Origin of the sequence: Dactylosporangium sp. CA-233914 (genome assembly GCF_050942935.1) — a bacterium.
Lineage (GTDB): Bacteria > Actinomycetota > Actinomycetes > Mycobacteriales > Micromonosporaceae > Dactylosporangium.
The window spans coordinates 11,083,335-11,109,822 of sequence record NZ_CP192030.1 but is presented as its reverse complement, the minus strand read 5'-3'; the positions used below and the strand labels follow the sequence as shown (position 1 = coordinate 11,109,822).

Genomic DNA, 26,488 nt, shown 5'->3' with positions numbered 1-26,488 from the left:
CCCGCAATTGTTTCCTGGCCCGCCCGGTCCCACCACCACCCGATTCATCCAGAGAGACCGGCTCGCGCTGCCGCCCCCTTGGCGCTGGCCGAGCCGCCTGTTTCCCCTGGTCACCGGTTTTTGTCGTACCCCTGTTCTAAGTTCTTCTCATGGGTGAGGTGCTGACCGGGATCGCTGATTCGGAGTGGCGTATTCGGTTGGATGCGATGCTGGCCGAGAACCGTCGTCGTGTGGCTCGTCGTCGTGCGGTTCGGGCCGAGTTCGCCGAGGCTCGCCGCCGTGGTTTGGAGGCGCGTCATGCCGAGCGCCTGGCCCGTCTGGATGCAGAGGCCCGCACCGCCGAGATCACCGCCCACTGGGCAGAGCAGGACGCCCGAGCCGCCCGCCGCCGTTCCCTGTCCACCCAGCCCAACCCGAGCCGCCCGTCGACCCAGCCGAATCCAGGCCGTCCGCCAGCTCAACCCGACTCGGGCGGTCCAGTGACTCAGAAGGGCTCCCGCGGTCCGGTGCCTCGGCCCGACCCCCGCCGTCCGTCGACCCAGTCCGACTCCCGCGGTCCGGTGACTCGGCCCGACTCCCACCGTCCGTCGACTCAGTCCGATTCCCGCGGTCCGGTGACTCAGTCAGGCTTCCGTGGTCCGTCGACTCAGCTCAACCCGGCCTATCGGTCAACCCAGCCCAACCCCCGCCGTTCGGCCACCCAGCCCAACCCACGCTCCGATCCGTCCGCGCCAACCCCGTCCGCGCCAACCCCGTCCGCGCCAACCCCGCCCGGACCGTCTCGCCCGCACGACCTTGCCGCCCCACCGGCGCCGTCCCCGCCGACATCTCGTGCGCGATCGCCGAGGCCACCGTCGTCGCCGATGTCTCGTGCACCATCGCCCGAGCCTTCGCCAAGGTCTTCGCCGTCGCCGTGTTCCCAGCCCGCACCGGCATCACCGCACCCCCGACCGGTCGAGTCACCGCACCCCCGACCGGTCGAGTCGCCGCACCCGCGGCCGGTCGAGTCGCCGCACCCCGAGCCAGCCCAGTCACCGCGCTCCCGGCCCGTCCGGTCGTCGTGCTGTCGATCCGTAGCGTCACCACCACCGCGCCGGCCAGGCCGTTGCGGCGACGACACCGCGTCACCGCCACCGCAGCAACGGCCGAGCCATTCCATCGACGCCGCGCCACCGCCCGCCGCCTCGGCCCTGGCCCCGGCACCCGCCACCGGTCGGCCACCGGCGCAGCCCTCGCCGCCAGGGAGCCCCGCTGCGGCCCGGCCGCCGTGTGCTTCGCTCAGGGCGCGTCCACCGCGTCATCCCCGCGCCCAATCTCGCCGGCAGTCGCCTCCGCCCACCAGGCGACCGGAAGGCAATCGCTGGACGCGCGGCTCGACAACATCACCACGGCCGACGACGCCGAGTCGGTCGCTACCCGCGTTCACCGCCTCAGGTGGTAGAGATCGAGCAGAAGCGGGAGCACGGTCCCCGCCGACGTGACCGAAATGTCGCCACCAGGCGGAGTCGAGGTTCCGCTGTCGCCCTGGTCGCCCTGGTCGCCCTGGTTGGCCTGGTCGCCCTGGTTGGCCTGTTGGCCAACCGCACAACCGGCCACGTGGGCCGGTCGCCGCTCGAACGGGGCAACGGTGGCCGGAAACAGTCCGCGGTCACTGGGCGCCGCAGTGTGCCGCTCGGTGTGGTGGCCGTGGGCGCGAACCGGCACGACGCACCCCTGCTCGGCGCGATGCTGGACGCAGCCGTGTGGCAGTTCGGGCCGGCCTGGTCAGAGCAGTTCACCGTGCACCGCGACGCTGGCTGCGACTCGATCCCGGTTCGCCAGTTCCTGGCCGGACGGGGCTGGCATCGCCGGATCGCCCGCCGTGGCGGCCCGAATCCGTGCAGGCTGGCCGGCGCTGGATCGGGGAACGCAGCTACCCATGGATGAACGACTTCGGCAAACTCCGACAGCACACGGCTGCGATCGACTTCCTGCCACTATCCGGCCGACGCATTCGTCACGCCGCGTCTGTCGATCGCCAGGTCAGAACCCCGTGTCGGTGGTGGGACACCCGGCCGACCTCCCGGCGCCTGTAATGCCCCAATTGTCGGGTTCCCCTGAGTGGCAAGTCTGGCGCTTCGCGCCTCCTGTCCGGCAAGTCGGGACCTTACCGGCATGACCTGTCGGATTTATCCACTGTCAGGCGAAAAGGCGGAAATACTGCTCTGCGGAGTGTCCGGTATTCCGCCCGATCCATCCGGCTGTTCTCGGGTCGCGTCGCCGGGGCGGATGGGGGCGATCGCTCAGTATTGTCGGTGCCGTGACGATCGAAGGCCCCCCGCGGGGAACCCTGGCACTCGTGGTGGAGAACGACCCGTCCGACGGCCCCGGGCGCCTCGGTGACTGGCTGCGCGGCGGCGGACTGACGCTGGAGATCCGCCGGCCCCACGCCGGCGACGAGCTGCCCAAGGATCTGGACGGCTACGCGGCGCTGGTGATCCTGGGCGGTGAGCAGGACGCGTTTGCGGACGAGAGCGGCGAGCGAGCGGCCCCCTGGTTCGACGAGCTCGACGGGCTGCTGCGCAAGGCGGTGCGGCACCGGGTCCCGACGCTGGCCATCTGCCTGGGGGCCCAGCTGCTGGCCAACGCGCACGGCGGCACGATCGAGCGTAGCGCCGCCGGCCCGGAGATCGGCGTCAAGCTGGTGGCGAGAAGGGACGTCGCCGACGACGATCCGATCTTCGCCGCGGTCCCGTTCGCCCCGGACGTGCTCCAGTGGCATCGCGACGAGATCGTCGAGCTGCCGATGAACGCGATCCTGCTGGCCGCGTCCACGCACTACCCGGTGCAGGCGTACCGCATCGGCAGCGCCGCCTGGGGCCTGCAGTTCCACATCGAGTGTGACCTGCGGATGTTCGCGCAGTGGGCGATCGACGGCGTCGAGGCGCTCGGCGAGCTCGGCATCGACGCCGTCGAGATGCTCGAGCGGGTCGAGGCCGCCCTGGACGACATCGCTGACGTCTGGAAGCCGTTCGCCGAGCGATTCGCCGCCGTCGCGCTGGGCCGCACGCCCCGGGCCGGCGAGGGCGGGCTGCGTTCCCTGCCACTGATCGGGCCCCGCTGATGGACCCGATCAAGGTTACCCCCGCCCACCTGGCCCGGTTCGGATTCACCGACAACGAGCGCACCGAGGCGATGGCCGGCCCCGACGGGCTGCGGCTGTGGGACCCGGTGGCGCGCCGCCCGGCCGATGACGACGCCTCGGCCGTGCTCGACACGCTGTACTTCGCCGCCGACCCCGACCTCGCCCTCTTCCAGCTGCACCGGCTCGTCGAGGTCGCGGGGGAGGAGGTGCGCGCGGCGGTCGTCGAGGACAAGGCGCTGCGGCGGCGCCTGATCGGCACCCTCGGCGTCTCCGCGACCCTCGGCGACCTGCTGGTGGCGAATCCCGACGACTGGCGCGAGCTGCTGGGCGAGCAGAACAAGCGGGCGGCCGGCTACTCGACCCGGGACGTGTCCACGGTGCCGTTGCTGCGCAGCGGATACCGCCGAGAGCTGCTGCGGATCGTGGCCGCCGACCTCACCGCCGCCGCCGACGTCGAGGTCACCATGCGCCGGCTCACCGAGCTCGCCGACGCCACGCTGCAGGCCGCCCTGGCCATCGCCGTCGCCGAGCGCGGCAGCGACGAAGTCCGCCTCGCCGTCGTGGCGATGGGCAAGTGCGGCGGCTGCGAGCTCAACTACGTCAGCGACGTCGACGTCGTGTTCGTCGCCGAGCCGGTCGGGGAGACCGACACGGAGACCGCGATGCGGGCCGGCAGCGCCCTGGCCGCCCGGATGATGGAGATCTGCGGCTTCGTCGCCTGGCCCGTCGACGCCGCCCTGCGCCCCGAGGGCAGCCGGGGCGCGCTGGTGCGCACGGTCGCCTCCCACCTGGCGTACTACCGCAAGTGGGCCAAGACCTGGGAGTTCCAGGCCCTGCTCAAGGCCCGCCCGGCCGCCGGAGACCTGGAGCTCGGGCAGCACTGGCTCGCCGAGCTGCAGCCGCTGATCTGGTCGGCCGCCGAGCGCCCCGAGGCCGTCGACGAGGTCCGGGCGATGCGCCGGCGCATCATCGAGGCGATCCCGCGGGCCGAGGTCGACCGCGAGATCAAGCGCGGGCCCGGCGGGCTGCGCGACATCGAGTTCGCGGTACAGCTGCTGCAGCTCGTGCACGGACGGGCCGACGAGTCGCTGCGGACGCCGACCACCCTCGCGGCTCTGCGGGCCCTCATCGAGGGCGGCTACGTCGGGCTCGCCGACGGCGAGGCGCTGCTGCGCGCGTACCGCTTCCTGCGCGTCGTCGAGCACCGCCTGCAGCTGCAGCGCCTGCGCCGCACCCACACCGTCCCCGACGATCCGGCCGGCCTGCGCTGGCTCGCCCACGCGCTCGGCCACCGCCCCAACGCCGCCCGCGACGCCGTCGAGTCCTTCCGCACCGAGTGGGTCCGCCACGCGGGCGAGGTGCGGCGCCTGCACGCAAAGCTGTTCTACCGCCCGCTGCTGGAGGCGGTCGCCCGCGTCCCGAGCGAGCAGCTGCGGCTCACCCCGGACGCCGCCCGGGCCCGCCTCGACGTGCTGGGCTTCGCCGACCCGGCCGGCGCGCTGCGCCACATCGAGGCCTTGACCGGCGGCCTGTCACGCACCGCGGCGATCCAGCGCCAGCTGCTGCCGGCGTTGCTGAGCGAGTTCGCCGACGCCCCGGAGCCCGATCGCGGCCTGCTCGCCTACCGCCAGGTGTCGGAGAAGGTCGGCAACACGCCGTGGTACCTGCGCCTGCTGCGCGACGAGGGCCCGGTCGCCCTGCGCCTGGCGCGGCTGCTCGCCCTGAGCCGATACGTCACCGATCTGCTCATCCATGACCCGGAGGCGCTCCGGCTCCTGGCGGACGACACGGAATTGGTACCCCGCAGTGCCGCGACCCTCACCGAGGGCTTCGCCGCCGCGGCCGCCCGCCACCCCGACCCGGAGAGCGCCATCAACGCGGTCCGCGCCCTGCGCCGCCGCGAGCTGTTCCGCATCGCCTGCGCCGACCTGCTCGGCCTGCTCGACGTGACCGCGGTCGGCGACGCGCTGTCGTCCGTGATCGACGCGACCCTGCGCGCCACCCTGGGCGTCACGGCCGCGCTCGCCGCCCCGCTGGACTTCGCGATCATCGGCATGGGCCGCCTGGGCGGCGCCGAGGCGAGCTACCCGTCGGACGCCGACGTGCTGTTCGTCTACGAGGCCCCGCCCGGCATGGCCGACGATGCCGCGTCGAAGGCCGCGCTCACCATCGCCGAGGAGCTGCGCAGCCTGCTGTCCCGCCCGGCCCACGACCCGCCGCTGGGCGTGGACGCGGACCTGCGCCCCGAGGGCCGCCAGGGCCCGCTGGTGCGCAGCCTGGGCGCCTTCCAGCAGTACTACACCCGCTGGTCGAAGATCTGGGAGGCCCAGGCCCTGCTACGCGCCCGCCTGGTCGCCGGCTCCGAGTCCCTGGGCGCGCGCGTCCTGGAGCTGGCCGACACCAAGCGTTACCCCGACGGCGGCCTGACCCGCGAGCAGATCCACGAGATCCGCCGCCTGAAGGCCCGCGTCGACAGCGAGCGCCTCCCGCGCGGCGCCGACCCGGCCACCCACACGAAGCTGGGCCGCGGCGGACTGGCCGACGTCGAGTGGACCGTACAACTCCTGCAGCTGCAGCACGGCCACGCCGTCCCCGCCCTGCGCACCCCGCGCACCCTGCAGGCCCTGGCCGCGGCCACGGAGTCCGGCCTGCTCGACCGCGCCGCCGCCGCGGAGCTGGAGGCCGCCTGGCGCCAGGCCAGCCGCGTGCGCAACCTGCTGACCCTGGTCCGCGGCCGCGCCACGGACCAGCTCCCGCGCCAGGGCCCCGACCTGGCCGCGGCCGCCTCGGTCCTGGGCGGCGGCGTGGAGCCCCAGGAGTTCCTGGACGACTACCTGCGCGTGGCCCGCCGCGCCCGAGGAGCCGTGGAGCGCATCTTCGACGGCGCCTGATGCGAGGTGTACCCGACATGCCCGCTGGGGGTTCACAAAATCTGTGTACTGGCAGTACTTGTGAACCCAACGGTCTGAATGAGTGCAGGGATACCTGCTCGCATCGCGGAGCCTGCCGCGCGCGAAGCAATGCCCCGAGCGGCATGCCGAAGCAGGGGCGACTCGGGGCTTACGCGAACCAGGCTAGCACAGCATCGTGCACCCCACGATCGGAAGCGAGGCGCCGCATGCAGGACGGTCCGGGCTGGATCGGTGACGGTCTGTCGTGGCAGCGATTCCGTCCGTATCTTGCCAAGGTCAACGGTGACCTGGTCAAGGCGATCCAGTGGTACCAGTGGAACGTCGAGATTTCCGCCGCGTTCTACGGATCCCTGCACTTCCTCGAAGTGCCGCTGCGCAACGCGGTCCACCGGCGGTTGTCGGCTCAGTTCGGGCGTGACGACTGGTGGGTGGTCGCGCCGCTGGATCAGGCCGGCCGCCGCATCGTCGACGATGCTCTGCGGAAGCTGGCCAGTCGGTCGCGCGGAAGCATGCCTGACGACATGGTGGCCGAACTGTCGTTCGGGTTTTGGGTATCACTGGTCAGCAGCAAATATCACCGAGATCTGTGGGTTTCCGGCTTGCACCGCGCATTTCCCTCGTACCGAGGCCCGCGTCGTCGCCTGCACTCGGAACTGCAGACCATGCTGCTGTTCCGGAACCGGGTCATGCATCACGAGCCGATCCACCACCGGCACCTGGAGGCTGATCATGCGACGATTCTTCGGGTTGTCGGCTACATGTCGACCGATATGGCGCACCAGCTGAAATCCTTCGACCAGGTTCCTGTGGTGCTGGGACGCAGGCCCGCGGCATGAGCGCGCCGACCGGCTATGTGACGTCGGCGGAGATAGCGCGGCGGACCCAAGTGCAACTGAGTGCCGTCAGCAACTGGCGAACCCGGCACGCCGACTTCCCCGAGGCGCATCTGGTGTCAGGTCAGGAAGTGTTCGAGTCCGTGCAGGTCGCGGCGTGGCTGCGAGAGCGCAGGATTCCACGGCACAGGCTCCGGCCAGATGAGCCGATCGGCACCAGTTACGGTGACCGCTTCCAACGGGAGTCCGCCACTGCGGACACGGAACCTGCGCTTAAGGAAGCGCAACAGCAGGCAGCGTCGGTGTGGGGCGTCATGGATGCGCTGCGCAATTCGCATGATCCCGCCTCGAGCCTTGAGCTCATGCTCGGCATGGTGTATCTCAAGGCGTGCCGGCCCGACGTTTGGCAACGGCTGACCGGTGCCGGGACCTGGCCTCGGATCTACGAGGTGCTCTCCGAAGCATCGTTGCCCGGGATGCCTGGCGTGCCGCCCATCCCTGTCTTCAGCCGCGTCGATCCCGTTGGCGACCCGGCTGTTGTGGAAGCGATCCGCCTTGTTGAACGGGCCGAATTCGGTCCCTCGACCGCCGCTGAGATCGGTGAGGCCATCTTCGGCCAGCTCGAACGCCGCCTGGGTAAGAGCGGCGGACATTTCACGCCGCCCGACGTCGCACGCTGTCTCGTGCGACTGCTCGACCCCAGTCGCTCGCATCGTGTGTTCGATCCGGCCTGCGGATCCGGCGAGCTGTTGGTCGCGGCGGCGGAGCATGTCCGCGGGCAAGAGGGCTCGCTGGATGACTGGCGCTTCTGGGGTCAGACGGCACAGGAGTGGTCGTGGCGGACGAGCGTGATGAACCTCGCCCTGCACGGGGTGAGCGCTGATCTCGACTTCGGCAGTCACGCGCTGCAGGTCGACCGGTTCCCTGGCCTGCAGTTCGATGTAGTTCTTGCGAATCCGCCGTTCAACCTGCGCATCGACTTGGCACCGGACAAGCCCTGGCCGTTCGGCGAGCCGTCCTATCACAACGCAAACTTCGCCTGGTTGCAGTACGTGCTGAGCAAGCTGGCGCCCGGGGGTCGAGCGGCGGTCCTGATGCCCGCGAATGCTGCGTTTACAACCGGCTCGCGGGTGTCTGCGATCCGCCGCGACATGGTCGACGCCGGTGTGGTTGAGTGCATCATCGCATTGCCGGCCGGGCTGTTCCGGTTCACCAACATCGCCACCATGGTGTGGATCTTGGCTGATCAGTCCACTGAGCTCCCGGCGCGGGAGATGCTCTTCATCGATGGGCGCGAGTTGGGTGACGTCGTCGACCGGACGAGACGGAGTCTCAGCGAGCGCGACATTGCTCGCATCGTCGGGGAGTACCGGCAATGGCATGAATCCCGGCATGTGGCTTACACGTTCGACGAAACCGAGGGATTCGCGCGCGCAGTCAGCCTCGACGAGATCCGCCGCCACGACTATGTGTTGATGCCTGATCACTATGTGCGTCGGGCCGCTCGTGCTCCGGGTGTCGGCGAGCTTGGCCAGTTGCGCGATGAATTCGAGGATCTTGCTCTGCGCGCTGCTGCAGCGCACGATGCGCTGGCCACCAGGCTCGCCGCTGTCGTCGATGCTGTTCCATCGGTCGGCGATGGGCGGTCAACTTCACTCGGGGCGATGTGCGACGTGCTCTCGGGACCTGGATCGGTGCCAAGGCAAGGTGCCGCAACCTCGGGCACGCCGCTGGTGCTGCCACGCAATGTCAACGCTAACCGGATCGGGCATGATGATCTCGACATCGTGCCGACGAAGACCGCCGACCGCCTGGCCAAGTACCAGCTGGTAGCCGGCGACGTCGTTACGGCGCGAGTTGGCACGCTGGGACGCTACGGTCTCGTTGGTCAGGAACAGGCTGGGTGGATCCTTGGTCCGGCTTGTCTGCGGTTCCGGCCGAACGACCAGGTCGACCCGGGCTACCTGACGTACTACCTCGGCACCCCGTCGGCGCGGCGATGGCTGGCGGAACACACGACGGGCTCCGCGATCCAGCACATCAGCGCGGAGTCGCTCCGAAGGATGCCCATATGGCTACCGTCGTTGGCGAAGCAACGCGAGATCGCCGCGATCCTTGATGATTTCCAGGAAGCATCATCGGTGTTCAACCGGCTGGGCAGGAACGCGGAAGAGCTCCAACGGGTGCTGGCGGCACGGTTCGTCGAGCTGGCCTCGGCGTCAGCCGGGTAGAGGCCTCCAGCGGCGAAAGCAGTCACATCACGGTCCGGGCTGAGCTGGCTACGCTCCGTCGACGATGGACAGGACCGCCGCATCCTGGCGTCTGACTCCGGCGGCTGGGCCGGGCAGCCGCGGCGCGCGAACGCGGAGCGGCCCGCCCCTGAGGACAGGGGCGGGCCGCTTTCGCTGTGTGCGCAGGTCACACGTCGTAGTACATGGCGAACTCGTGCGGGGTCGGGCGCAGGCGGACCGGGTCGACCTCGTTCGCGCGCTTGTAGCTGATCCAGGTGTCCACCAGGTCCTGGGTGAACACGCCGCCCTCGAGCAGGAAGCCGTGGTCGGCCTCCAGCGAGTCGAGGACCTCCGGCAGGGAGCCGGGAACCTGCTTGACGTTCGCGACCTCCTCCGGCGGCAGGTCGTACAGGTCCTTGTCGATCGGGGCCGGCGGCTCGATCTTGTTCTTGATGCCGTCCAGGCCGGCCATGAGCATCGCGGAGAAGGCGAGGTACACGTTCGCCGACGGGTCCGGTACGCGGAACTCGACGCGCTTGGCCTTCGCGTTGGTGCCCGTCACCGGGATGCGGGTGCAGGCCGAGCGGTTGCGCTGCGAGTACACCAGGTTGACCGGGGCCTCGTAGCCCGGGACCAGGCGGCGGTACGAGTTCACCGTCGGGTTGGTGAACGCCAGCAGCGACGGCGCGTGGTGCAGCAGGCCGCCGATGTACCAGCGGGCCGTGTCCGACAGGCCGCCGTAGCCGGCCTCGTCGTAGAACAGCGGCTCGCCGCCCAGCCACAGCGACTGGTGCGTGTGCATGCCCGAGCCGTTGTCGCCGAAGAGCGGCTTCGGCATGAACGTCGCGGTCTTGCCGGCCGCCCATGCCTCGTTCTTCACGATGTACTTGAACAGCTGCAGCTGGTCACCGGCGTGCAGCAGGGTCGAGAACTTGTAGTTGATCTCGGCCTGGCCGGCGGTGCCGACCTCGTGGTGCGAGCGCTCGACGACGAAGCCGGCGCTCAGCAGCCGCTGCACGATCTGGTCACGCAGGTCGGCGTAGTGGTCGACCGGCGGGACGGGGAAGTAGCCGCCCTTGTACGCGGTCTTGTAACCGCGGTTGCCGCCCGGCTCGTCCTTGCCGGAGTTCCACCAGCCCTCGATCGAGTCGATGTAGTAGTACGCCTGGTTCGCCGACGTCTCGTGGCGGATCGAGTCGAAGATGTAGAACTCCGCCTCGGGGCCGAAGTACGCCGTGTCGGCGATCCCGCTCGACTTGAGGTACGCCTCGGCCTTCTTCGCCACGTTGCGCGGGTCACGCGAGTAGGCCTCACGCGTGAACGGGTCGTGGATGAAGAAGTTGAGCGCGAGGGTCTTCTCGACCCGGAACGGGTCGATGAACGCCGAGGTCGCGTCCGGCAGGAGCAGCATGTCCGACTCGTGGATCGCCTGGAACCCACGGATCGACGAACCGTCGAAGGCCAGGCCCTCGCTGAACACCTTGTCGTCGAACGACTCGACGGGGACGTTGAAGTGCTGCATCACGCCCGGCAGGTCGCAGAAGCGAACGTCGACGAAGCGGACGCCCTCATCCTTCACGTATCGCAACAGCTCTTCAGAATTGGCGAACACTCGTCCTCCAGGTCGCAGGCGTGACCAGTCTTGGTGATCACTTCAGTGTGAAGGTGGCTGGTTGGTCGCGACCGTAGAACTATGCGATTGCCCCGGGATGTCTCGATTGTTTCCGCTGTGTTTCGCGGCCCTTGGCTGGCCGATCAGCTCGGGTGCGTCGTTCGATAGTCTGACCCGTCGTGGAACCCGCACCGGCAACCCTGGCCCGCCGCTTCGGCGCACTGCTCATCGACTGGATATCTTGCCTGCTCATCGCGGGTGCGTTCGCCAAGCCGACGGACGAGCCGTGGCTCGCGCCGGGGCTGTTCGTGCTCGTCTACGGGCTGTTTCTCGGCTTCTTCGGCCAGACGCTGGGCATGCGGCTGTTCCGCATCCGCTGTGTGTCCATGAACACAGGGAGCCCGCTGGGTGTCCCGCGGGCGCTGCTGCGCGCGATCGTGATGCTGCCGCTCGTCACGGCCCTGATCATGGACAAAGACCAGCGCGGCCTGCACGACCGGGCCTCCGGCTCCGTCGTCCAGGCCGCGTAGGGCGGGTCAGCGCCCGCGCATCGCCTTGAACTGCCCCTTCGGGGGCTTCATGTTCTTGGGCAGGGCGCCCCGGGGCATCTGCGGGCGCGCCGAGAGGGCCTTGAGCCGTTTGTCGAGCGCGTTGACGTCCTTGCCGGTGATCGTGCGCGGCAGCCGGATCAGCATGTTGCGCAGCTTGGCCAGGGGAATCTGGCCCTCGTCGTTGCCGATGATGTAGTCACGCAGCTCGGCGTTGCCGATCACCTTGACCAGCCGGCGCCGCTCCTGGGCGATGAGGCCCTTGACCCGGCCGGTGTTGCCCTCGCCGAGCAGGATCACGCCGGGGCGGCCGATGACCAGGTGGACCATGTCGAACTGCGTGGTGGAGGCGATCGCCGGGCTGACCCGCCAGTCGCCGCGCATGTTCTCGATGATCGAGGCGGCGGCCCCGGGCTGCCCTTCGGCCTCCTTCATCATCGCCTTCTGCGAGCGCAGGTTGAGCACGATGACGGTGCCGAGCAGCGCCAGCAGGACGCCGAGCGGGGACCAGATCCAGGACACGCCCAGCGCGACGGCGACGCCGACCGCGATCAGCGGCACGAGGACGACGGCCACCACGAGAGGCACGAACGCCTTGTCGCGTTTCGCGGTGAACGAGAACACCATGCCGATCTGCTTGAGCCGAGTGAAGAAGGAGACCTTCTCCGGCTCCTGGGCCTTTGCCATGCCTGAAGAGTCTAGTGCGAGACCGTCAGGCGTTGAGAGCCCGGTTCTCCAGCGCCTGGCGGTAGAGCCGGCCGGCGCGGTACGAGGAGCGCACCAGCGGGCCGCTCAGCACGCCCGCGAAGCCGATCTGCTCGGCCTCCTCGCGCAGCTCGACGAACTCCTCCGGCTTGACCCAGCGCTCCACCGGGTGGTGCCGCGGCGTCGGGCGGAGATACTGCGTGATCGTCACCAGCTCGCACCCGGCCTCGTGGAGATCCTTGAGCGCCTGTGAGACCTCGGCGCGCTCCTCGCCCATGCCGAGGATCAGGTTCGACTTCGTCACCAGCCCGGCCTCGCGGGCCCGGGTCAGCACGCCCAGCGAGCGCTCGTAGCGAAACGCCGGCCGGATCCGCTTGAAGATCCGCGGCACGGTCTCGACGTTGTGCGCGAGCACCTCGGGCCGGGCCTCGAAGACCTCCCTGAGCAACTCCGGCTCGCCGTTGAAGTCGGGGATGAGCAGCTCGACGCCGCACCCGTCGACCAGGGCGTGGATCTGCCGCACGGTCTCGGCGTAGAGCCAGGCGCCGCCGTCGGGCAGGTCGTCGCGGGCCACGCCGGTCACGGTGGCGTACTTCAGCCCCATCGTCGCCACCGACTCGGCGACCCGGCGCGGCTCGTCCGCGTCGAACTCGGCCGGCTTGCCGGTGTCGATCTGGCAGAAGTCGCAGCGGCGGGTGCACTGGTCGCCGCCGATGAGGAAGGTCGCCTCGCGATCCTCCCAGCATTCGTAGATGTTGGGACAACCGGCTTCCTGGCAGACCGTGTGGAGGCCCTCGCGCTGCACGAGGCCCCGTAGATGCGTGTACTCGGGACCCATCTTGGCCGAGACCTTGATCCACGACGGTTTGCGCTCAATCGGGGTCTCCGCGTTACGCGCTTCGATACGAAGCAGACGGCGCCCCTCGGGAACAACGGCGGTCACGGTTCGAAGACTACGCCCGGCAACTGCCCGAAAACCGGGAACGCGATTGACGTCACTTCCCCGAGGTTTCCCAATCATCCGGTACGGCAATGAGGCATGCGTGGCGCTCAACGAGCCGCGCCTCGAAGCAGGCCGTTCAGCAGAGTGTCGTGAGGTGCCGCTCGACGATCGGCAGGATCTCCTCGACGGTCACGTCCCGGCCGAGCTCCGCCGACAGCGACGTGACGCCCGCGTCGCGGATGCCGCAGGGCACGAAGATGTCGTACCGCGAGAGGTCGCAGTTCGCGTTCAGCGCGAACCCGTGCAGCGTGACCCCGCGGGCGACCCGGATGCCGATGGCGGCGACCTTGCGCGCCGGCCCCCGCTTGTCGGCGGCGACCCACACCCCGCTGCGCCCCTCGACCCGGATCGTGGCGACGCCCACCTCCGCGCAGACGTCGATGAGCAGCTGCTCCATGCGCCGCACGTAGGCCACCACGTCGACCGGGTCCGGCAGCTTCACGATCGGGTAGCCCACCAGCTGCCCCGGCCCGTGCCAGGTGATCTTCCCGCCGCGGTCGACGTCGATCACCGGCGTGCCGTCGAAGGGCCGGTCGTCGGGCTCGGTGCGCTTGCCCGCCGTGTAGACGCTCGGGTGCTCCAGCAGCAGCACCGTGTCCGGCGCCGTGCCGTCGGCCACCTCGGCGTGGACGCGCCGCTGTTCGGCGAGCGCCGCCTCGTACTGCACAACCCCGGCCCGGACGATTCGCATACCCACCACGCTGGTCACCCCTGCAGCGTACTTCGGCCGCACGGGAACATTCGGCGGTAGAACAGTATGGGACCCGGACATAGTGGTGCGTGCAACCTCACACCTGGCGTGGTGCTCCCCACATACGGCCGGGCTGCCGTACCGCTGCGCGACGTCGACGACGGCCGCGTACAGCTGCATGAACCCCGGCGTCGACAAGACCCCCGCGGCCGTCGCTGTCTGGCACGGCACCGCGGACACCACGCTCGCCCCGGCCAACGCCAAGGTGAAGGTGTACCTCGTGTCGGGCATGACCCATGCCACGCCGGTCGACCCGGCACCGCCACCGAGCAGTGCGGCACCGCCGCCACCTACTACAAGCTGGGGCCTGTCCACCGGCGGCCCGGCGCACCACTCCGGCGGGTATACCTACGCCAACGGCTCCAACCAGGCGATGGGCCTCGACAACCGCTTCACCACGCACGGCCTGCGCCAGACCGGCGCGAACTCCTACGTGCTCGACGACACCGCCTGCTGAAGCGCCTCCTCGACGGTGCGGTGCGCGAAGGAGAAGCCCGTGCGTACCAGCACCGCGGGCAGCACCCGCTGGCTGGCCAGGGCCTCGCCGCCGAACTCGCCGACCGCGGCGCGCAGCGCGAACCCGGGCACCGGCAGCAGGTTGGGCCGGTCCATGACCCGGGCCAGCGCGGCGGAGAACTCGGCGTTGGTGACCGGCTCGGGCCCGGTGAGGTTGACCGGGCCGGACAGCTCGCGGTCGAGCACGAACGTGACCGCGTCCAGCCAGTCGGGCACCGAGATCCACGGCAGGTATTGCCGCCCGCTGCCCATCCGCCCGCCGGCGAAGAGCTTGAACTGCAGGTAGAGCGGCTTGAGCAGCCCACCGGCGGGGTCCAGCGGGAACCCGGTGCGCAGCAGCGCGACCCGCGTCCCGGCGTCCTCGGCCGGCCGGGTCGCCGCCTCCCACACCTTGCACAGGTCGGCCAGGAACCCGTCACCCGCGGGTGAGGTCTCGTCGACGGCGCGGTCGCCGGTGTCGCCGTAGTACCCGACCGCGGACGAGTTGAGCAGCACCCTGGGCCGCGCCGGCGCCGCGGCGATCGCCCGGGCGAGGGTCCGGGTGGTGTCCACCCGGCTGTCGACGAGCACCTTCTTGTACTGCGTGGTCCACCGCTTGTCGCCGACGCCGGCCCCGGCGAGGTTGATGACCGCGTCCGCGGCCGCCACCACGTTGCCGTCGAGCACTCCGGCGGTCGGGTCCCACCGGACCTCACCCGGCCGCGGCGGGCGCCGGACCAGGGGCGTCACCCGGTGCCCGGCCTCGCGCAGGTGGGGGACCAGGCGCTGCCCGAGAAACCCGGACGCGCCCGCGATCAGGATCTGCATATGGTCATTTTGCCCGCAGAAGGTACCCCAGGAACACAACAGGGGCACCCCGGTGATCCGGGGCGCCCCTGCGGCACGAGCGAAACGGCGGGCTAGAGGCCCAGGTCGGCCTCGAACTGGCCGCCCTCCAGGCGCTCCTTCACCGTGGTGAGGAAGCGCGCGGCGTCGGCGCCGTCGACGATGCGGTGGTCGTAGGACAGGGCCAGGTAGACCATCGAGCGCGGCGCGATGACCTCGCCGAGCTCCGGGTCGCTGACCACGACGGCGCGCTTGACGACCGCGCCGGTGCCCAGGATCGCCACCTGCGGCTGGTTGATGATCGGCGTGTCGAACAGCGCGCCCCGGCTGCCGGTGTTGGTCAGCGTGAACGTGCCGCCCGCGATGTCGTCCGGGCTGAGCTTGTTGCTGCGGGTCCGCTCGGCCACGTCGGCGATGCGCTTGGCCAGGCCGGCGAGGTTGAGGTCGCCCGCGTTGCGGATGACCGGGACGATGAGGCCCTTCTCGCTGTCCACGGCCATGCCGAGGTGCTCGGCGTCGTGATACGTAACGGTGCCCGCCTCCAGGTCGATCGAGGAGTTGACCACGGGGTGCACCCGCAGAGCCTCGACCGCCGCGAGGGCGAAGAACGGCAGGAACGACAGCTTCACGCCGTGCGTGGCGAGGAACTGCGCCTTGGCCTTGTCCCGCAGCTTCGCCACCTTGGTGACGTCGACCTCGACGACCGTGGTCAGCTGGGCCGAGATCTGCAGCGACTCGACCATCCGCCGGGCGATGAGCGCTCGCATCCGGCTCAGCTTCTGCGTCTGGCCGCGCAGCGGGCTCGGCGCCGCCTTCGGGGCGGCGGCCGTGGTGGTGCTCGGGGCCGGGGCGGCCGGCGCCGGCCGCGCGGCGGCCTCCTTCGCCTTGGCGGCCGCGTCGAGCACATCCTGCTTGCGGATGCGCCCGCCGACGCCGGTGCCGGCCAGCTGGGACAGGTTCACGCCGTGCTCGGCGGCGAGCTTGCGCACCAGCGGCGTGACGTAGGCCGCCTCGTCGCCCTCGACCTTGCCGTTGCCGCCCCGGGCAGCCCCGGCGGCGGTGACGTTGGTCGCCGGCCCGGCGTGGACCGGCGCGGTGGCCGCGGGCTGCGGCTCGGGGGCCTTCGGCACAGGCTTGGGCTCAGCCTTCGGCTCGGGCTTGGGCGCTTCCGCCTTCGGCTCGGGCTTCGCCTCCGCCTTCGGCGCCTCGGCCTTGGCCGGGGCCGGGGCGGCGCCCGCGGCGCCGATGACGGCCAGGTCCGCGCCGACCTCGACGGTCTCGTCCTCGGCGACCTTGATCTCCAGCAGCGTGCCGGCGACCGGCGAGGGGATCTCGGTGTCGACCTTGTCGGTGGAGACCTCCAGCAGCGGCTCGTCGGCCTCGACGCTGTCGCCGACCTGCTTGAGCCAGCGGGTGACGGTGCCCTCGGTGACGCTCTCGCCGAGCGCGGGCATCTTCACCGCCGTGCCCTCGCCGCCGGCGGACGCCGGGGCGGGCTCGGCCGCGGGCTCCTCCTGCGGCGCGGGCGGCTCCTGCTCCGCGGCGGGCTCCGCCGCGGTCTCGACGGCCGCCGGCTCCTCGGCGGCGGGCTGCGCGCCGCCGGCCTCGGAGCCGTCGCCGATGACGGCGAGTTCGGCGCCGACCTCGGCGGTCTCGTCCTCCTGCACGACGATCCGCGTCAGCACGCCGGCCGCCGGCGACGGGATCTCCGTGTCGACCTTGTCGGTGGAGACCTCCAGCAGCGGCTCGTCGGCCTCGACGTGGTCGCCTTCCTGCTTCAACCAGCGGGTGACGGTGCCCTCGGTGACGCTCTCGCCCAGCCGGGGCATGGTGACCGATACCGGCATGTGAAACGACTCCTCGTACTTTGCTTGGTGGCGGTCGGTTGCCAGTTGACTCAGTGGACGTGCAGCGGCTTACCGGCCAGCGCCAGGTGCGCCTCGCCGAGTGCCTCGTTCTGCGTTGGGTGCATGTGCACGAGCGGGGCGACGTCGCCAGGGAACGCCTCCCAGTTGTAGATCAGCTGGGCCTCGCCGATGAGCTCGCTCACCCGGGCGCCCACCATGTGGACGCCGACGACCGGCCCGTCCTTGACCCGGACCAGCTTCACGAAGCCCGCGGTCTTGAGGATCTGGCTCTTGCCGTTGCCGCTCAGGTCGTACTGCACGGTCTCGATCTTGTCGTCCCCGTGCAGCTCACGGGCCTTGGACTCGTTGAGGCCGACGGAGGCGACCTCGGGCTCGGAGTACGTCACGCGGGGGATGCCGGACTCGTCGATGACCGCCGGGCTCTGCCCCGCGATCTCCTCGGCCACGAAGATGCCCTGCTGGAACCCGCGGTGCGCCAGCTGCACGCCCGGGACGATGTCGCCGACCGCGTAGATGCCCGGCACGGAGGTCCGCAGCCGCTCGTCGGTGATGACGAACCCGCGCTCCATCTTCACACCGTGCTCCTCGTAGCCGAGGTTGGCCGTCGTCGGGCCGCGCCCGACCGCCACCAGCAGCAACTCGGCCTCGATCGTCTCGCCGCCCTGGATCGACACCGTGACGCCCGAGCCGGTGCGCTCGACGCCCGCGAAGGGCTTGCCCACCTTGAACTTGATGCCCCGCTTGCGAAACGCCCGCTCCAGCGCCTTCGAGCTCGCCTCGTCCTCGACCGCGATCAGCCGGGGCAGGGCCTCCACGATGGTCACGTCGACGCCGAAGGACTTCCAGGCGCTGGCGAACTCGCAGCCGATCACGCCGCCGCCGAGGATGACCGCGGAGGCGGGCACGTGGTCCAGGCCGAGCGCGTGCTCGCTGGTGATGACCCGCTCGCCGTCCACGACCAGGCCGGGCAGGGTCTTGGAGTAGGAGCCGGTGGCCAGGACGATGTTCCTGGCCGTGTATCGGGTGCCGGCGACCGCGATCGTGTCCGGCGCGACCAGGCGCCCCTCGCCCTCGATCAGGGTCACCTTGCGCGCCTTGGCCAGACCCTGCAGGCCCTTGTACAGCTTGGAGACCACGCCGTCCTTGTAGGCGTTCACGGCCTTCATGTCGACGCCGTTGAAGACGGCCTGGATGCCGAACTGCTCCGCCTCGCGGGCCGCGTCGGCGACCTCGCCGGCGTGCAGCAGCGCCTTCGTCGGGATGCAGCCGCGGTGCAGGCACGTGCCGCCGAGCTTGTCCTTCTCGACCAGTGCGACGGACAGGCCGAGCTGCGCCGCGCGGAACGCGGCCGCGTAGCCACCGCTGCCGCCGCCCAGGATCAGGACGTCGAAGGAGTTGGCGTGTGGGTCACTCACGAATTCTCCCAGGTGATGCACGGGCCTGCCGGCTCATGACGGTGCGAATGCGGGGTTCGCCCTTCGCATGACCGGGAGGCCGGACCCCACAGGTTCGACCTTCCGATCCTTGGCCATCTTGTCACTTGTGCTGCTCGCCTGCGACGGTAGGTGCCCTTGCACGGGGTCATATGGCGCGCCCGGGCGTCGTACCCTGTGCTCGAACCGTGCACGGACTCGACGAGGAGGGGAGCGGTCGTGGCTTGGTTCCGCCGACGGAAGCCGGCCGCGGGCGGGCGCAGCGCCAGCCGCGAAGACCTGGCTTACCTGGAGGAGTTCGTGCGCACCCGGCGCGGCGTGGAGGGCTTCATCGAGCCCCGCACGACCGTGACGGAGACGACACTGCTCCTCATCGCGCACGACGGGGAGTGGACGCGGCGGCGGATGGAGAGCCCCCAGGCGGCACGCCAGTTCGCGCACCGCCTGAGCATGCCCGTCTACGACATCGCGCTGGTCGGCTATCCGCAGCGCTGGCGCGACTACAACGCCCGGAACAAGAAGAGCTGAGCTGTATTTCGCGGTCGCTTCGCTCCCTCCCCAGTGGGGGGCTCCGCCCACCCACACCCCCTGACACACTCTGGTTGCGGTGGTCGTCAGGGGGCCGGGTGCGTCGTGGTCGGGCTCTGGCCGTCGTGGTCGGGGTCCGGCCGGCCCACTCCGCCGGGACTACTCGGCGGCGATCTCCTCTACCAGCTCTACCAGCGTGCGGACCGGGACGCCGGTGCCGCCCTTGGACCAGTAGCCGAAGGGCTCGCCGGCGTGGTAGCTGGGGCCGGCGATGTCGATGTGGGCCCACTGGACGCCCTCGGTGACGAACTCGGACAGGAACACGCCGCCCTGCAGCATGTGCCCGGCCCGGTCCATGCCCGCGTTGACCTGTGAGATATCCGCCACGTCGGAGTCCATGCCCTTGCGCACGTCCTCGGGCAGCGGCATCGGCCAGGCCGGCTCCCCGGCCCGCTCACCCGCGTCGCGGACCCGCTCGCACAGCTCCGGCGTGCCCATCACGCCCGAGATGCGCTTGCCCAGCGCGATCACCTGCCCGCCGGTGAGGGTGGAGACCTCGAAGAGGTAGTCCGGCTCGTCCTCGCAGGCCCGCGCGATCGCGTCGCCGAGGATCATGCGCCCCTCGGCGTCGGTGTTGAGGACCTCGACCTGGGCGCCGTTGTACATCTTCACGACGTCGCCCGGCCGGTACGCGCTGCCGGAGACCATGTTCTCGGCCATCGGCGCGTAGGCCACCACGGCGACCTTCGGCTTGAGCTGCGCGATCGCGAGCATGGTGGCGACCACCGCGGCGGCGCCGGACATGTCCGACTTCATCTCCCACATGCCGGCGTTGGGCTTGATCGACACGCCGCCGGTGTCGAAGGTGATGCCCTTGCCGACGAGCGCGATGCGGCGCGTGGCCCCGGCGGGGGAGTAGGCGAGCCGAACCAGGCGCGGCGCGGCCGCCGAGCCGAGGCCGACGGCGAGGATGCCGCCGTAGCCCTGCCGGGCCAGCGCCTTCTCGTCGAGCACGGACACGTCCAGCGACACCTCGCGGGCCGCCGCCGCGACCTGCTCGGCGAACTGCGGCGGCCGCAGCTCGTTGGGCGCGGTGTTGATCCAGTCGCGGGTGCGGGCCACCACGGCGCCGAGCACCCCGGAGCGCTTGAGCGCGGCCTTCGCCGCCCGCGCCCCGGCGTCGGGGACGTGCACCAGCACCTTGCGCACCGGCTCCCGGCGGCCGGCGGCGGGCTTGGACTTGTACCCCGCGAACCGGTACGCCCCCAGCAGCGCCCCCTCGGCGACCGCCCGCACGCCCGCGCTCAGCGCCAGGGCGCCGGGCTCGTCGGCGTCGGCCAGCGGCAGGACGAGCGCGACCGAGGCGGACCCGGCCAGGGCCCGCGTGGCCGCCCCGGCCGCCCGGCGCAGCGACTCGGGCGTGGGTGCCCGGCCCGCGTCACCCGCGACGGGTGTGCCGAGCCCGACGGCCACCACGAGCGGGGCGCTCACCGCGCCGAAGGCGGCGAGCTTGGTCACCTCGCCGAGCGCGCCCGTGGCCCCGAGCACCCGGAGGGTCTCGGCGAGCCCGCCCCCCGGCCGGTCGCTGAACGCCGCCGCGACGGTCTCGGAGCCGGGGGCGAGCCGCAGCTTGGCGTCACCACTCTCGTCGGCGAAGACGCCGATCACGACGGCGTCGGCGGCGAGCGCGGCTGGGTCGGTGTCGACCAGGGTCAGGGAGGTCACTGGTGCTCCACATCCTGTTGTTCTCTGCGCTGAGGCGGGCGACGATGTCACTGCGATGTTGCCGCAGCTTCAGCATGCCGCCGAATCGGGTGCAGGACACGATAACCAACGCGATAGGTTGCGGGCATGACGCAACCCTTGCGGCACCCCGCGTTGTATCACCGTCATGCGGCCCTCGGTGCCAAGTTCGCGGCGTTCGGCGGCTGGGAGATGCCCCTGGAATACGCCGGCGGCGGCGTGCTCAAGGAGCACGCGGCTGTCCGCGGGGACGTGGGCGTGTTCGACGTGTCGCACCTGGGCAAGGCCCGGGTCCGGGGGCGTGGCGCGGCCGCGTTCGTCAACGCCTGCCTGTCCAACGACCTCGACCGCATCGCCGCCGGCCAGGCGCAATACACGCTCTGCCTGGACGAGAACGGGGGCGTGGTGGACGACCTCATCGCGTACCGGTTCGGCGACGACGACGTGTTCCTCATCCCCAACGCGGCCAACACCGCCGAGGTGGTCCGCCGCCTGAGCGCCGCAGCCCCGGCCGGCATCGGCATCGTCGAGCAGCACGAGCTGTTCGCCGTCCTCGCCGTGCAGGGCCCCCGCTCCCCGGAGGTCCTCACCGCCCTCGGCCTGCCCACCGGCCACGACTACATGAGCTTCACCGTCTCCGCCTACGCCGGCACGGACGTCGTGGTCTGCCGGACCGGCTACACCGGCGAGCACGGATACGAGCTGGTCGTGCCGTCGCACGACGCCCACACCCTGTGGGACGCGATCGTCGAGGCCGGCGCCCGCCCGTGCGGCCTGGCCGCCCGCGACACGCTGCGCACCGAGATGGGTTACCCGCTGCACGGCCAGGATCTCTCCCTGGACATCACCCCGGTGCAGGCCCGCTCGGGCTGGGCCGTGGGCTGGAACAAGCCGGCCTTCTGGGGCCGCGCGGCGCTGCTGGCCGAGAAGGCTGCGGGCCCGCGCCGGACGCTGTGGGGCCTGGAGGCGCTCGACCGCGGCATCCCGCGCGCCCACATGACGGTCCTGTCGGGCGACACGCCGATCGGCGAGGTGACGAGCGGCACGTTCTCCCCGACCCGCAAGGTGGGCATCGCCCTGGCCCTCATCGACACGTCCTCGGGCGTGCAGGAGGGCGACGAGGTCTCCCTGGACGTGCGGGGCCGCCGCTCCGCCGTGCGCGTGGTGAAGCCGCCGTTCGTGAAGTCGTCGGTCCGCTGAGGCCGGATCCGCGGGTCAGCCCGTCGCGAGCGTGATCAGCGCGGCCGCCGTCGACAGCTCGACGGCGGCCCCGATCACGTCTCCGGTGAGCCCGCCGAGCCGCCGGCGGGCGTGGGCCGTGAGGCCCCAGGACACGCCCGCCGCCAGCAGCACCGCCGCCGGGCCCCGCCACGGGTCGGCCAGGGCCGCGAGCGCGGCCGTGACGATCGTCACTGCCGCCAGCGCCCACACCGGCACCGTCGCGGCGACCATCGCCCCGAGCCCCGAGGGGCGCGCCGCCGAAAGCCCCCGCCGGCACGCCACCGTCGCACCCAGCCGCCCCGCCGCGAACGCCGCGCAGACCGCGCCCGCGCCCGCCCAGAAGGACCGGCCGAGCAGGGCGGTGGCGGCCGCGGCGTCGATCAGCAGGACCGCCGCGATCGCGGCCACGCCGAACGGCCCGATGTCCGATTTCTTCATGATCTCGAGGGCCTTGCCGGCATCGGCGTAGGATCCCAGGCCGTCCGCGGTGTCGGCCAGCCCGTCCACGTGCAGGCCGCGGGTCAGCAGCAGCGACAGGGCCACCAGCACGGCCCCGCCCAGCAGCGGCGCCGCGCCCAGCCGCACCAGCCCACCGGCGGCCACGCCGAGCACGAGCCCCAGCAGCGCCCCGGCCAGCGGCGCCAGGAGCATCGCGACCCGTACGGCCGGCCGATCCACCCGATCCGCGCGCACCGGCGCGATCGTGAACAGGCTCAGCGCGAGCCTCAGTCCTCCCACGAGGGTTTCACGTACGGCATCTCGGCCGTGGGGGAGTCCGCGACCACCCGCTGGATCTCCGCCTCGATCTGCTCCGGCTCGTCCCCGGCCGGTTCGGCCGGGTCTCGCGGGGGCGTGGCGGCCGCGATCGTGAGCGCGGTGTTGATCATCGGCAGCGCCGTCAGGGCGGCCGCGCCCTCGCCGAGGCCGAGGCGCAGCGACAGGAACGGGTTGGCCCCGAGCACGTCCGCGGCGAGCTTCACGGTCGGGTTGTCGCCGTGGTCGGGCATGAGCAGCCAGTGCCGCGTCTGCGCGCCGTAGTCGCGGGCGACCATGCCCGCCGCGATGCCGACCGGCCCGTCGATCATGACCGGCAGGCGGCGGGCGGAGGCGCCGAGCAGGACGCCGGTGGCGACCGCGATGTCGCCGCCGCCGAGCATGGAGAGCATGACGTGGGGCTCGCGGCTGCGCGCGCGGATGCGGGTGCGGGCGTCCCGGATCGCCGCGATCTTGCGCATCCAGGCGGCGTCGTCGACGAAGCCGGAGGCGTCCACGACCCGGCCCAGCAGGGCGGCCGGCTCGGCGCCGGTGAGCACCGCCACGACCGCGGCGGCCGCGGCGTCGGCGCCGGCCCCGACCGAGGCCAGGACCAGCAGGTCGACGCCCTCGTTGGCGGCCGCGTCGGCCAGGCGCCAGCCCAGCGTCAGCGCGGCGTCCACGGCCGAGTCCTCCAGCGCGTCGTGCAGTTCGGCCGGGCCTCCGGCCGGGCAGTCGATGGCCTGGACGGTGGCGCCGACGCCGGCGGCGAGAATGGCGAGCGTGCCGGTGCCCTCGACGATCTCGTCGAGGCGCCGGTCGGCGGCCTCGGCGGAGTCGCCGGCCCCGAAGCCCCCGCCGCGGTCCCCGCGCAGCACCAGCACCCGGGGCTGCTGGAACGGCCGCGGGTCGGCCCGGCCCTGCACGCCGCCGGCGAAGCGCACGACCGGCACCAGCCCGCCCAGCCCGGCCCCGTTGAGCCGCAGCGTGAGCAGCCGCTCGGCCGCCTCCTGGGCCGTGGACTCGTCGGGCAGGGGCAGCTCCATGCCCGGGGAGAACGAGAGCGTGTCGCCGCCGTCGGCGGTGGACAGTACTGAACCCGCACCCGCCGCCTCGAACACGAACGGCTCGGCGGGCGCCGCCGGCTGCACCACCGCGGCCGGCGTGGCCGCGGCGGCCGGCGTGGCCGCGGCGGCGTCGCGGACGCCGGCGTGCCCGACCAGCTCGCCGCCGCGCAGCCAGGACACCTCGCCGGCCACCACCAGGGCGACCCCGTCGCACGCGGCGGCCACGCGCTGGTTGAGCAGCCCGTTGGCGTCGGCGAAGGCGCGGCCCGTCTCGGTGGCCGGCAGCACCCCCAGCCCCGTCTCCGGGCCCACCAGCACCAGCAGCCCCGCGTCGCAGGAGCGCACCGCGTCGGCGAGCGCGGCGATCGGCGCGTCGGCGGCGGCCGGGTCCGACCACCGCCGGGCGCCGTCGAAGACGGCGGTGAGCCAGTTGCCGAGGTCGTCGACGAGGATCGTGTCCTCGGCCTTGGCCGCCGTCAGCAACTCGGCGAGGCGCTCCGGCGAGCCGCCGACCTCCTCGGTCGTCCACGACTGCGGCCGGCGGTCGCGGTGCGCGGCGATCCGTGCCGTCCATACGTCGTCCGACGTGCTCGTTTGCGCGGTCGCGACGTATCGCACCGCGCCGGCCCCGGCGACGAGCGCCTCCGCCACTTCCGACTTTCCGGACCGGATTCCTCCGAGCACCAGCAACCGCATGCCCCGTACTTTAGAGGGACACGGGTGGCCGGACTCGGCTCAGGGTTACGGGGCCGATACGCTCGAAGTCTTCTACCTGGGACAGGAGTGTGACCATGGCGTGGACGTGGCAGTTCGAAGACGCTGAGGGCAGGTCCGTCGATGGCCCGAACGAGGCGTTTTCCAGCCAGTCCGACGCGGAGTCGTGGCTCGGTCAGACCTGGCGCGAGCTGGTGGCCAAGGGCGCGGCGACGGCTGTACTCACCGAGGACGACCGCACGGAGTACAAGATGAGCCTCCTGCCGGCGGGGGGTTGAGGTGTCCTACGGGCGTTACGGCAGCCGGGTCGGCCGGCTGCCCAGGGAGGCGTTCCGCCCCAGCGCGCTCTTCCTCGGACTCCTCGCCCTGCTGGCCGTCAGCGGCTACATGGCCTGGGCCGACCTCGGCGACGCGCGCTTCAACGTCTTCCTGTTCGTCGCCGCGGGCTGGACGATCTCGCTCTGCCTCCATGAATACTCGCACGCCCTGGTCGCGTACAAGGGCGGCGACGACGACGTGGCCCACCGCGGCTACCTGACGCTCAACCCGCTCAAGTACACCCACCCCCTGCTGTCGATCGTGCTGCCGCTGGTCTTCGTGCTCCTCGGCGGCATCGGCCTGCCCGGCGGCGCGGTCTGGGTCAACCACGCCGCCATCCGCAGCCGGTTCGTCGACAGCCTCATCAGCTTCGCCGGCCCCGCCGCCAACCTGGTGATGGCGGTCCTGCTGGTGCTGCCGTTCGGCCTCGGCCTGGACGCCGGCGGCGAGCACGAGACGTTCTTCGCGGGGCTGGCGTTCCTGGCGTTCCTGCAGCTGACGGCCAGCGTGCTCAACTTCGTGCCGATGCCGGGCGTCGACGGCGGAAACCTGCTCTACCCGTGGCTGTCGCCGCAGTGGCAGCGCGGGTTCAACCACATGGCGCCCTACGGCATGCTGATCCTCATCGCGCTGCTGTGGTCGCCGCGGATCAACGCGTGGTTCTTCAACGTCGTGTACTGGATCGGCGACCTGATCGGACTGCCGTCCTACCAGGCCGCCGTCGGCTACGAGCTCTTCCGGTTCTGGAACCGCTGAGGCTCAGGGACGCTCGGCGGGGCTCCGCGTGAGCGCGGGGTCCCGCTGCACCACCGGCTCCAGCACCTCGTCGATCCGCTTGAGCAGCTCCGCGTCGAGCTTGACCCCGGACGCCTTGACGTTGTCCTCGAGCTGCTCCGGGCGGGTGGCGCCGACGATCGCCGTCGACACGTTCGGGTTCTGCAGCACCCAGGCCACCCCGAGCTGCGCCATCGTCAGGCCGGCCTGCTCGGCCAGCGGGCGCAGCTGCTGCACGGCCTGCAGCACGTCGTCGCGCAGCAGCCGGGCGATGAAGTCCTTGCCGGACTTCTCGTCGGTCGCGCGGGAGCCCGCCGGCGGCGGCTGCCCCGGCTTGTACTTGCCGGTGAGCACCCCCTGCGCCAGCGGCGACCACACCACCTGCCCGATGCCGAGCTCCTCGGATACCGGGACGACCTCGGCCTCGATCACCCGGTACAGCGCCGAGTACTGCGGCTGGTTCGACACCAGCTGGATCTTGAGCTCCTTGGCCAGCGCCGCCGCGGCCCGGATCTCCTCGGCGCGCCACTCCGACACGCCGATGTAGTGCGCCTTGCCGGCCCGCACCACGTCCGCGAAGGCCTCCATGGTCTCCTCGAGCGGGGTGTTGTGGTCGTACCGGTGGGCCTGGTACAGGTCGACGTGGTCGGTCTGCAGCCGGCGCAGCGACCCGTCGATCGACTTCATGATGTGCTTGCGCGACAGGCCGCTGTCGTTGCGGCCGGGCCCGGTGCGCCAGAAGACCTTGGTGAAGATCTCCAGGCCGTCACGGTTCTGGCCCTTCAGCGCGTCGCCGAGCACCACCTCGGCGCGGGTCCCGGCGTAGACGTCGGCGGTGTCGAAGGTCGTGATACCGAGGTCGAGGGCGGCGTGCACGCACGCGGTGGCCTGCTCGGCCTCGACCTGCGAGCCGTGGGTGATCCAGTTGCCGTACGAGATCTCGCTGACGAGCATCCCGCTGCGGCCGAGGTGACGAAACTCCATGCGCCGACCCTATGTCGGCGCGGCG

The 26,488-nt window shown here is 71.4% G+C and carries 22 protein-coding genes; 10 read left to right on the top strand and 12 right to left on the bottom strand.

Annotation, left to right across the window (positions count from 1 at the left end; translation table 11 throughout):
• Positions 1 to 110: 110 nt before the first annotated feature.
• Entirely contained in the window at positions 111 to 356 is a 246-nt protein-coding gene (locus tag ACQPY0_RS49405) for a hypothetical protein (RefSeq protein WP_432977630.1), read from the bottom strand.
• A 1,943-nt stretch (positions 357 to 2,299) separates the two neighbouring features.
• On the opposite strand from ACQPY0_RS49405, the gene ACQPY0_RS49400 reads away from it, so the two are divergent.
• The 4 genes from ACQPY0_RS49400 (at position 2,300) to ACQPY0_RS49385 (ending at position 9,100) form a co-directional block, all read left to right on the top strand.
• Entirely contained in the window at positions 2,300 to 3,103 is an 804-nt protein-coding gene (locus ACQPY0_RS49400) for a type 1 glutamine amidotransferase (protein WP_432977627.1), read from the top strand.
• Positions 3,103 to 6,015 carry a bifunctional [glutamine synthetase] adenylyltransferase/[glutamine synthetase]-adenylyl-L-tyrosine phosphorylase gene (locus tag ACQPY0_RS49395; protein ID WP_432977624.1) on the top strand — a complete coding sequence of 971 codons (2,913 nt, stop codon included), beginning with the start codon at positions 3,103 to 3,105 and terminating at the stop codon, positions 6,013 to 6,015. Before ACQPY0_RS49400 ends, ACQPY0_RS49395 begins: the two co-directional genes overlap by 1 nt.
• A gap of 227 nt (positions 6,016 to 6,242) precedes the next feature.
• Entirely contained in the window at positions 6,243 to 6,872 is a 630-nt protein-coding gene (locus ACQPY0_RS49390) for a hypothetical protein (protein WP_432977621.1), read from the top strand.
• Positions 6,869 to 9,100 (top strand): N-6 DNA methylase, encoded by a 2,232-nt coding sequence (locus ACQPY0_RS49385; protein ID WP_432977618.1) that lies wholly within the window; start codon positions 6,869 to 6,871, stop codon positions 9,098 to 9,100. The genes ACQPY0_RS49390 and ACQPY0_RS49385 overlap by 4 nt, the downstream gene beginning before the upstream one ends.
• A gap of 187 nt (positions 9,101 to 9,287) precedes the next feature.
• Here the strand turns inward: ACQPY0_RS49385 and glnA are convergent, their stop codons facing one another.
• Complete coding sequence (glnA, locus tag ACQPY0_RS49380) at positions 9,288 to 10,712, bottom strand: type I glutamate--ammonia ligase (RefSeq protein WP_432977615.1); 1,425 nt, start codon at positions 10,710 to 10,712, stop codon at positions 9,288 to 9,290.
• Between the two features lie 179 nt (positions 10,713 to 10,891).
• Between glnA and ACQPY0_RS49375 the strand changes: the two genes are divergently transcribed.
• Positions 10,892 to 11,242 (top strand): RDD family protein, encoded by a 351-nt coding sequence (locus tag ACQPY0_RS49375; protein ID WP_432977612.1) that lies wholly within the window; start codon positions 10,892 to 10,894, stop codon positions 11,240 to 11,242.
• Positions 11,243 to 11,248: 6 nt separating this feature from the next.
• On the opposite strand, the gene ACQPY0_RS49370 is transcribed toward ACQPY0_RS49375, so the two are convergent.
• Genes ACQPY0_RS49370 through lipB form a run of 3 tightly spaced genes read right to left on the bottom strand, consistent with a single transcriptional unit; the run spans position 11,249 to position 13,659 of the window.
• Entirely contained in the window at positions 11,249 to 11,947 is a 699-nt protein-coding gene (locus ACQPY0_RS49370; protein ID WP_432977609.1) for a DUF4191 domain-containing protein, read from the bottom strand.
• A gap of 25 nt (positions 11,948 to 11,972) precedes the next feature.
• Positions 11,973 to 12,986, bottom strand: a complete 1,014-nt coding sequence (gene lipA, locus ACQPY0_RS49365; protein ID WP_432977606.1) for a lipoyl synthase — start codon at positions 12,984 to 12,986, stop codon at positions 11,973 to 11,975.
• Positions 12,987 to 13,044: 58 nt separating this feature from the next.
• Complete coding sequence (gene lipB / locus ACQPY0_RS49360) at positions 13,045 to 13,659, bottom strand: lipoyl(octanoyl) transferase LipB (protein WP_432995724.1); 615 nt, start codon at positions 13,657 to 13,659, stop codon at positions 13,045 to 13,047.
• A gap of 85 nt (positions 13,660 to 13,744) precedes the next feature.
• On the opposite strand from lipB, the gene ACQPY0_RS49355 reads away from it, so the two are divergent.
• Positions 13,745 to 14,176: a hypothetical protein gene (locus ACQPY0_RS49355; RefSeq protein ID WP_432977603.1), complete on the top strand. Its 432-nt coding sequence runs from the start codon at positions 13,745 to 13,747 to the stop codon at positions 14,174 to 14,176.
• Here the strand turns inward: ACQPY0_RS49355 and ACQPY0_RS49350 are convergent.
• The 3 genes from ACQPY0_RS49350 to lpdA all read right to left on the bottom strand — a co-directional run bounded on the left by ACQPY0_RS49350 (position 14,149) and on the right by lpdA (position 18,343).
• On the bottom strand, positions 14,149 to 15,042 hold the full coding sequence (locus ACQPY0_RS49350; protein WP_432977600.1) for a TIGR01777 family oxidoreductase: 894 nt from the start codon (positions 15,040 to 15,042) through the stop codon (positions 14,149 to 14,151). The genes ACQPY0_RS49355 and ACQPY0_RS49350 overlap by 28 nt on opposite strands.
• 92 nt (positions 15,043 to 15,134) lie before the next feature.
• Entirely contained in the window at positions 15,135 to 16,907 is a 1,773-nt protein-coding gene (gene sucB / locus ACQPY0_RS49345; protein ID WP_432977597.1) for a 2-oxoglutarate dehydrogenase, E2 component, dihydrolipoamide succinyltransferase, read from the bottom strand.
• A gap of 50 nt (positions 16,908 to 16,957) precedes the next feature.
• On the bottom strand, positions 16,958 to 18,343 hold the full coding sequence (gene lpdA, locus ACQPY0_RS49340) for a dihydrolipoyl dehydrogenase (protein WP_432977594.1): 1,386 nt from the start codon (positions 18,341 to 18,343) through the stop codon (positions 16,958 to 16,960).
• A 237-nt stretch (positions 18,344 to 18,580) separates the two neighbouring features.
• On the opposite strand from lpdA, the gene ACQPY0_RS49335 reads away from it, so the two are divergent.
• A complete protein-coding gene (locus ACQPY0_RS49335) occupies positions 18,581 to 18,889 on the top strand; it encodes a hypothetical protein (RefSeq protein WP_432977591.1) in 309 nt (102 codons plus the stop codon).
• 159 nt (positions 18,890 to 19,048) lie between these two features.
• On the opposite strand, the gene ACQPY0_RS49330 is transcribed toward ACQPY0_RS49335, so the two are convergent.
• Positions 19,049 to 20,614, bottom strand: coding sequence for a leucyl aminopeptidase (locus tag ACQPY0_RS49330; RefSeq protein WP_432977588.1), 1,566 nt, complete (start codon positions 20,612 to 20,614; stop codon positions 19,049 to 19,051).
• Positions 20,615 to 20,740: 126 nt separating this feature from the next.
• On the opposite strand from ACQPY0_RS49330, the gene gcvT reads away from it, so the two are divergent.
• Positions 20,741 to 21,832: a glycine cleavage system aminomethyltransferase GcvT gene (gcvT, locus tag ACQPY0_RS49325; protein WP_432977585.1), complete on the top strand. Its 1,092-nt coding sequence runs from the start codon at positions 20,741 to 20,743 to the stop codon at positions 21,830 to 21,832.
• 15 nt (positions 21,833 to 21,847) lie between these two features.
• On the opposite strand, the gene cobS is transcribed toward gcvT, so the two are convergent.
• Complete coding sequence (gene cobS, locus ACQPY0_RS49320) at positions 21,848 to 22,591, bottom strand: adenosylcobinamide-GDP ribazoletransferase (RefSeq protein ID WP_432977582.1); 744 nt, start codon at positions 22,589 to 22,591, stop codon at positions 21,848 to 21,850.
• Complete coding sequence (locus tag ACQPY0_RS49315) at positions 22,579 to 24,369, bottom strand: bifunctional adenosylcobinamide kinase/adenosylcobinamide-phosphate guanylyltransferase (protein ID WP_432977579.1); 1,791 nt, start codon at positions 24,367 to 24,369, stop codon at positions 22,579 to 22,581. Before ACQPY0_RS49315 ends, cobS begins: the two co-directional genes overlap by 13 nt.
• A 95-nt stretch (positions 24,370 to 24,464) precedes the next feature.
• Between ACQPY0_RS49315 and ACQPY0_RS49310 the strand changes: the two genes are divergently transcribed.
• Positions 24,465 to 24,665 (top strand): hypothetical protein, encoded by a 201-nt coding sequence (locus tag ACQPY0_RS49310; RefSeq protein WP_432977576.1) that lies wholly within the window; start codon positions 24,465 to 24,467, stop codon positions 24,663 to 24,665.
• Position 24,666: 1 nt separating this feature from the next.
• Positions 24,667 to 25,461 (top strand): site-2 protease family protein, encoded by a 795-nt coding sequence (locus ACQPY0_RS49305; protein ID WP_432977573.1) that lies wholly within the window; start codon positions 24,667 to 24,669, stop codon positions 25,459 to 25,461.
• Positions 25,462 to 25,464: 3 nt separating this feature from the next.
• Here ACQPY0_RS49305 and ACQPY0_RS49300 read toward each other — a convergent pair whose 3' ends face one another.
• A complete protein-coding gene (locus tag ACQPY0_RS49300; RefSeq protein ID WP_432977570.1) occupies positions 25,465 to 26,463 on the bottom strand; it encodes an aldo/keto reductase family protein in 999 nt (332 codons plus the stop codon).
• Between the last annotated feature and the right edge of the window lie 25 nt (positions 26,464 to 26,488).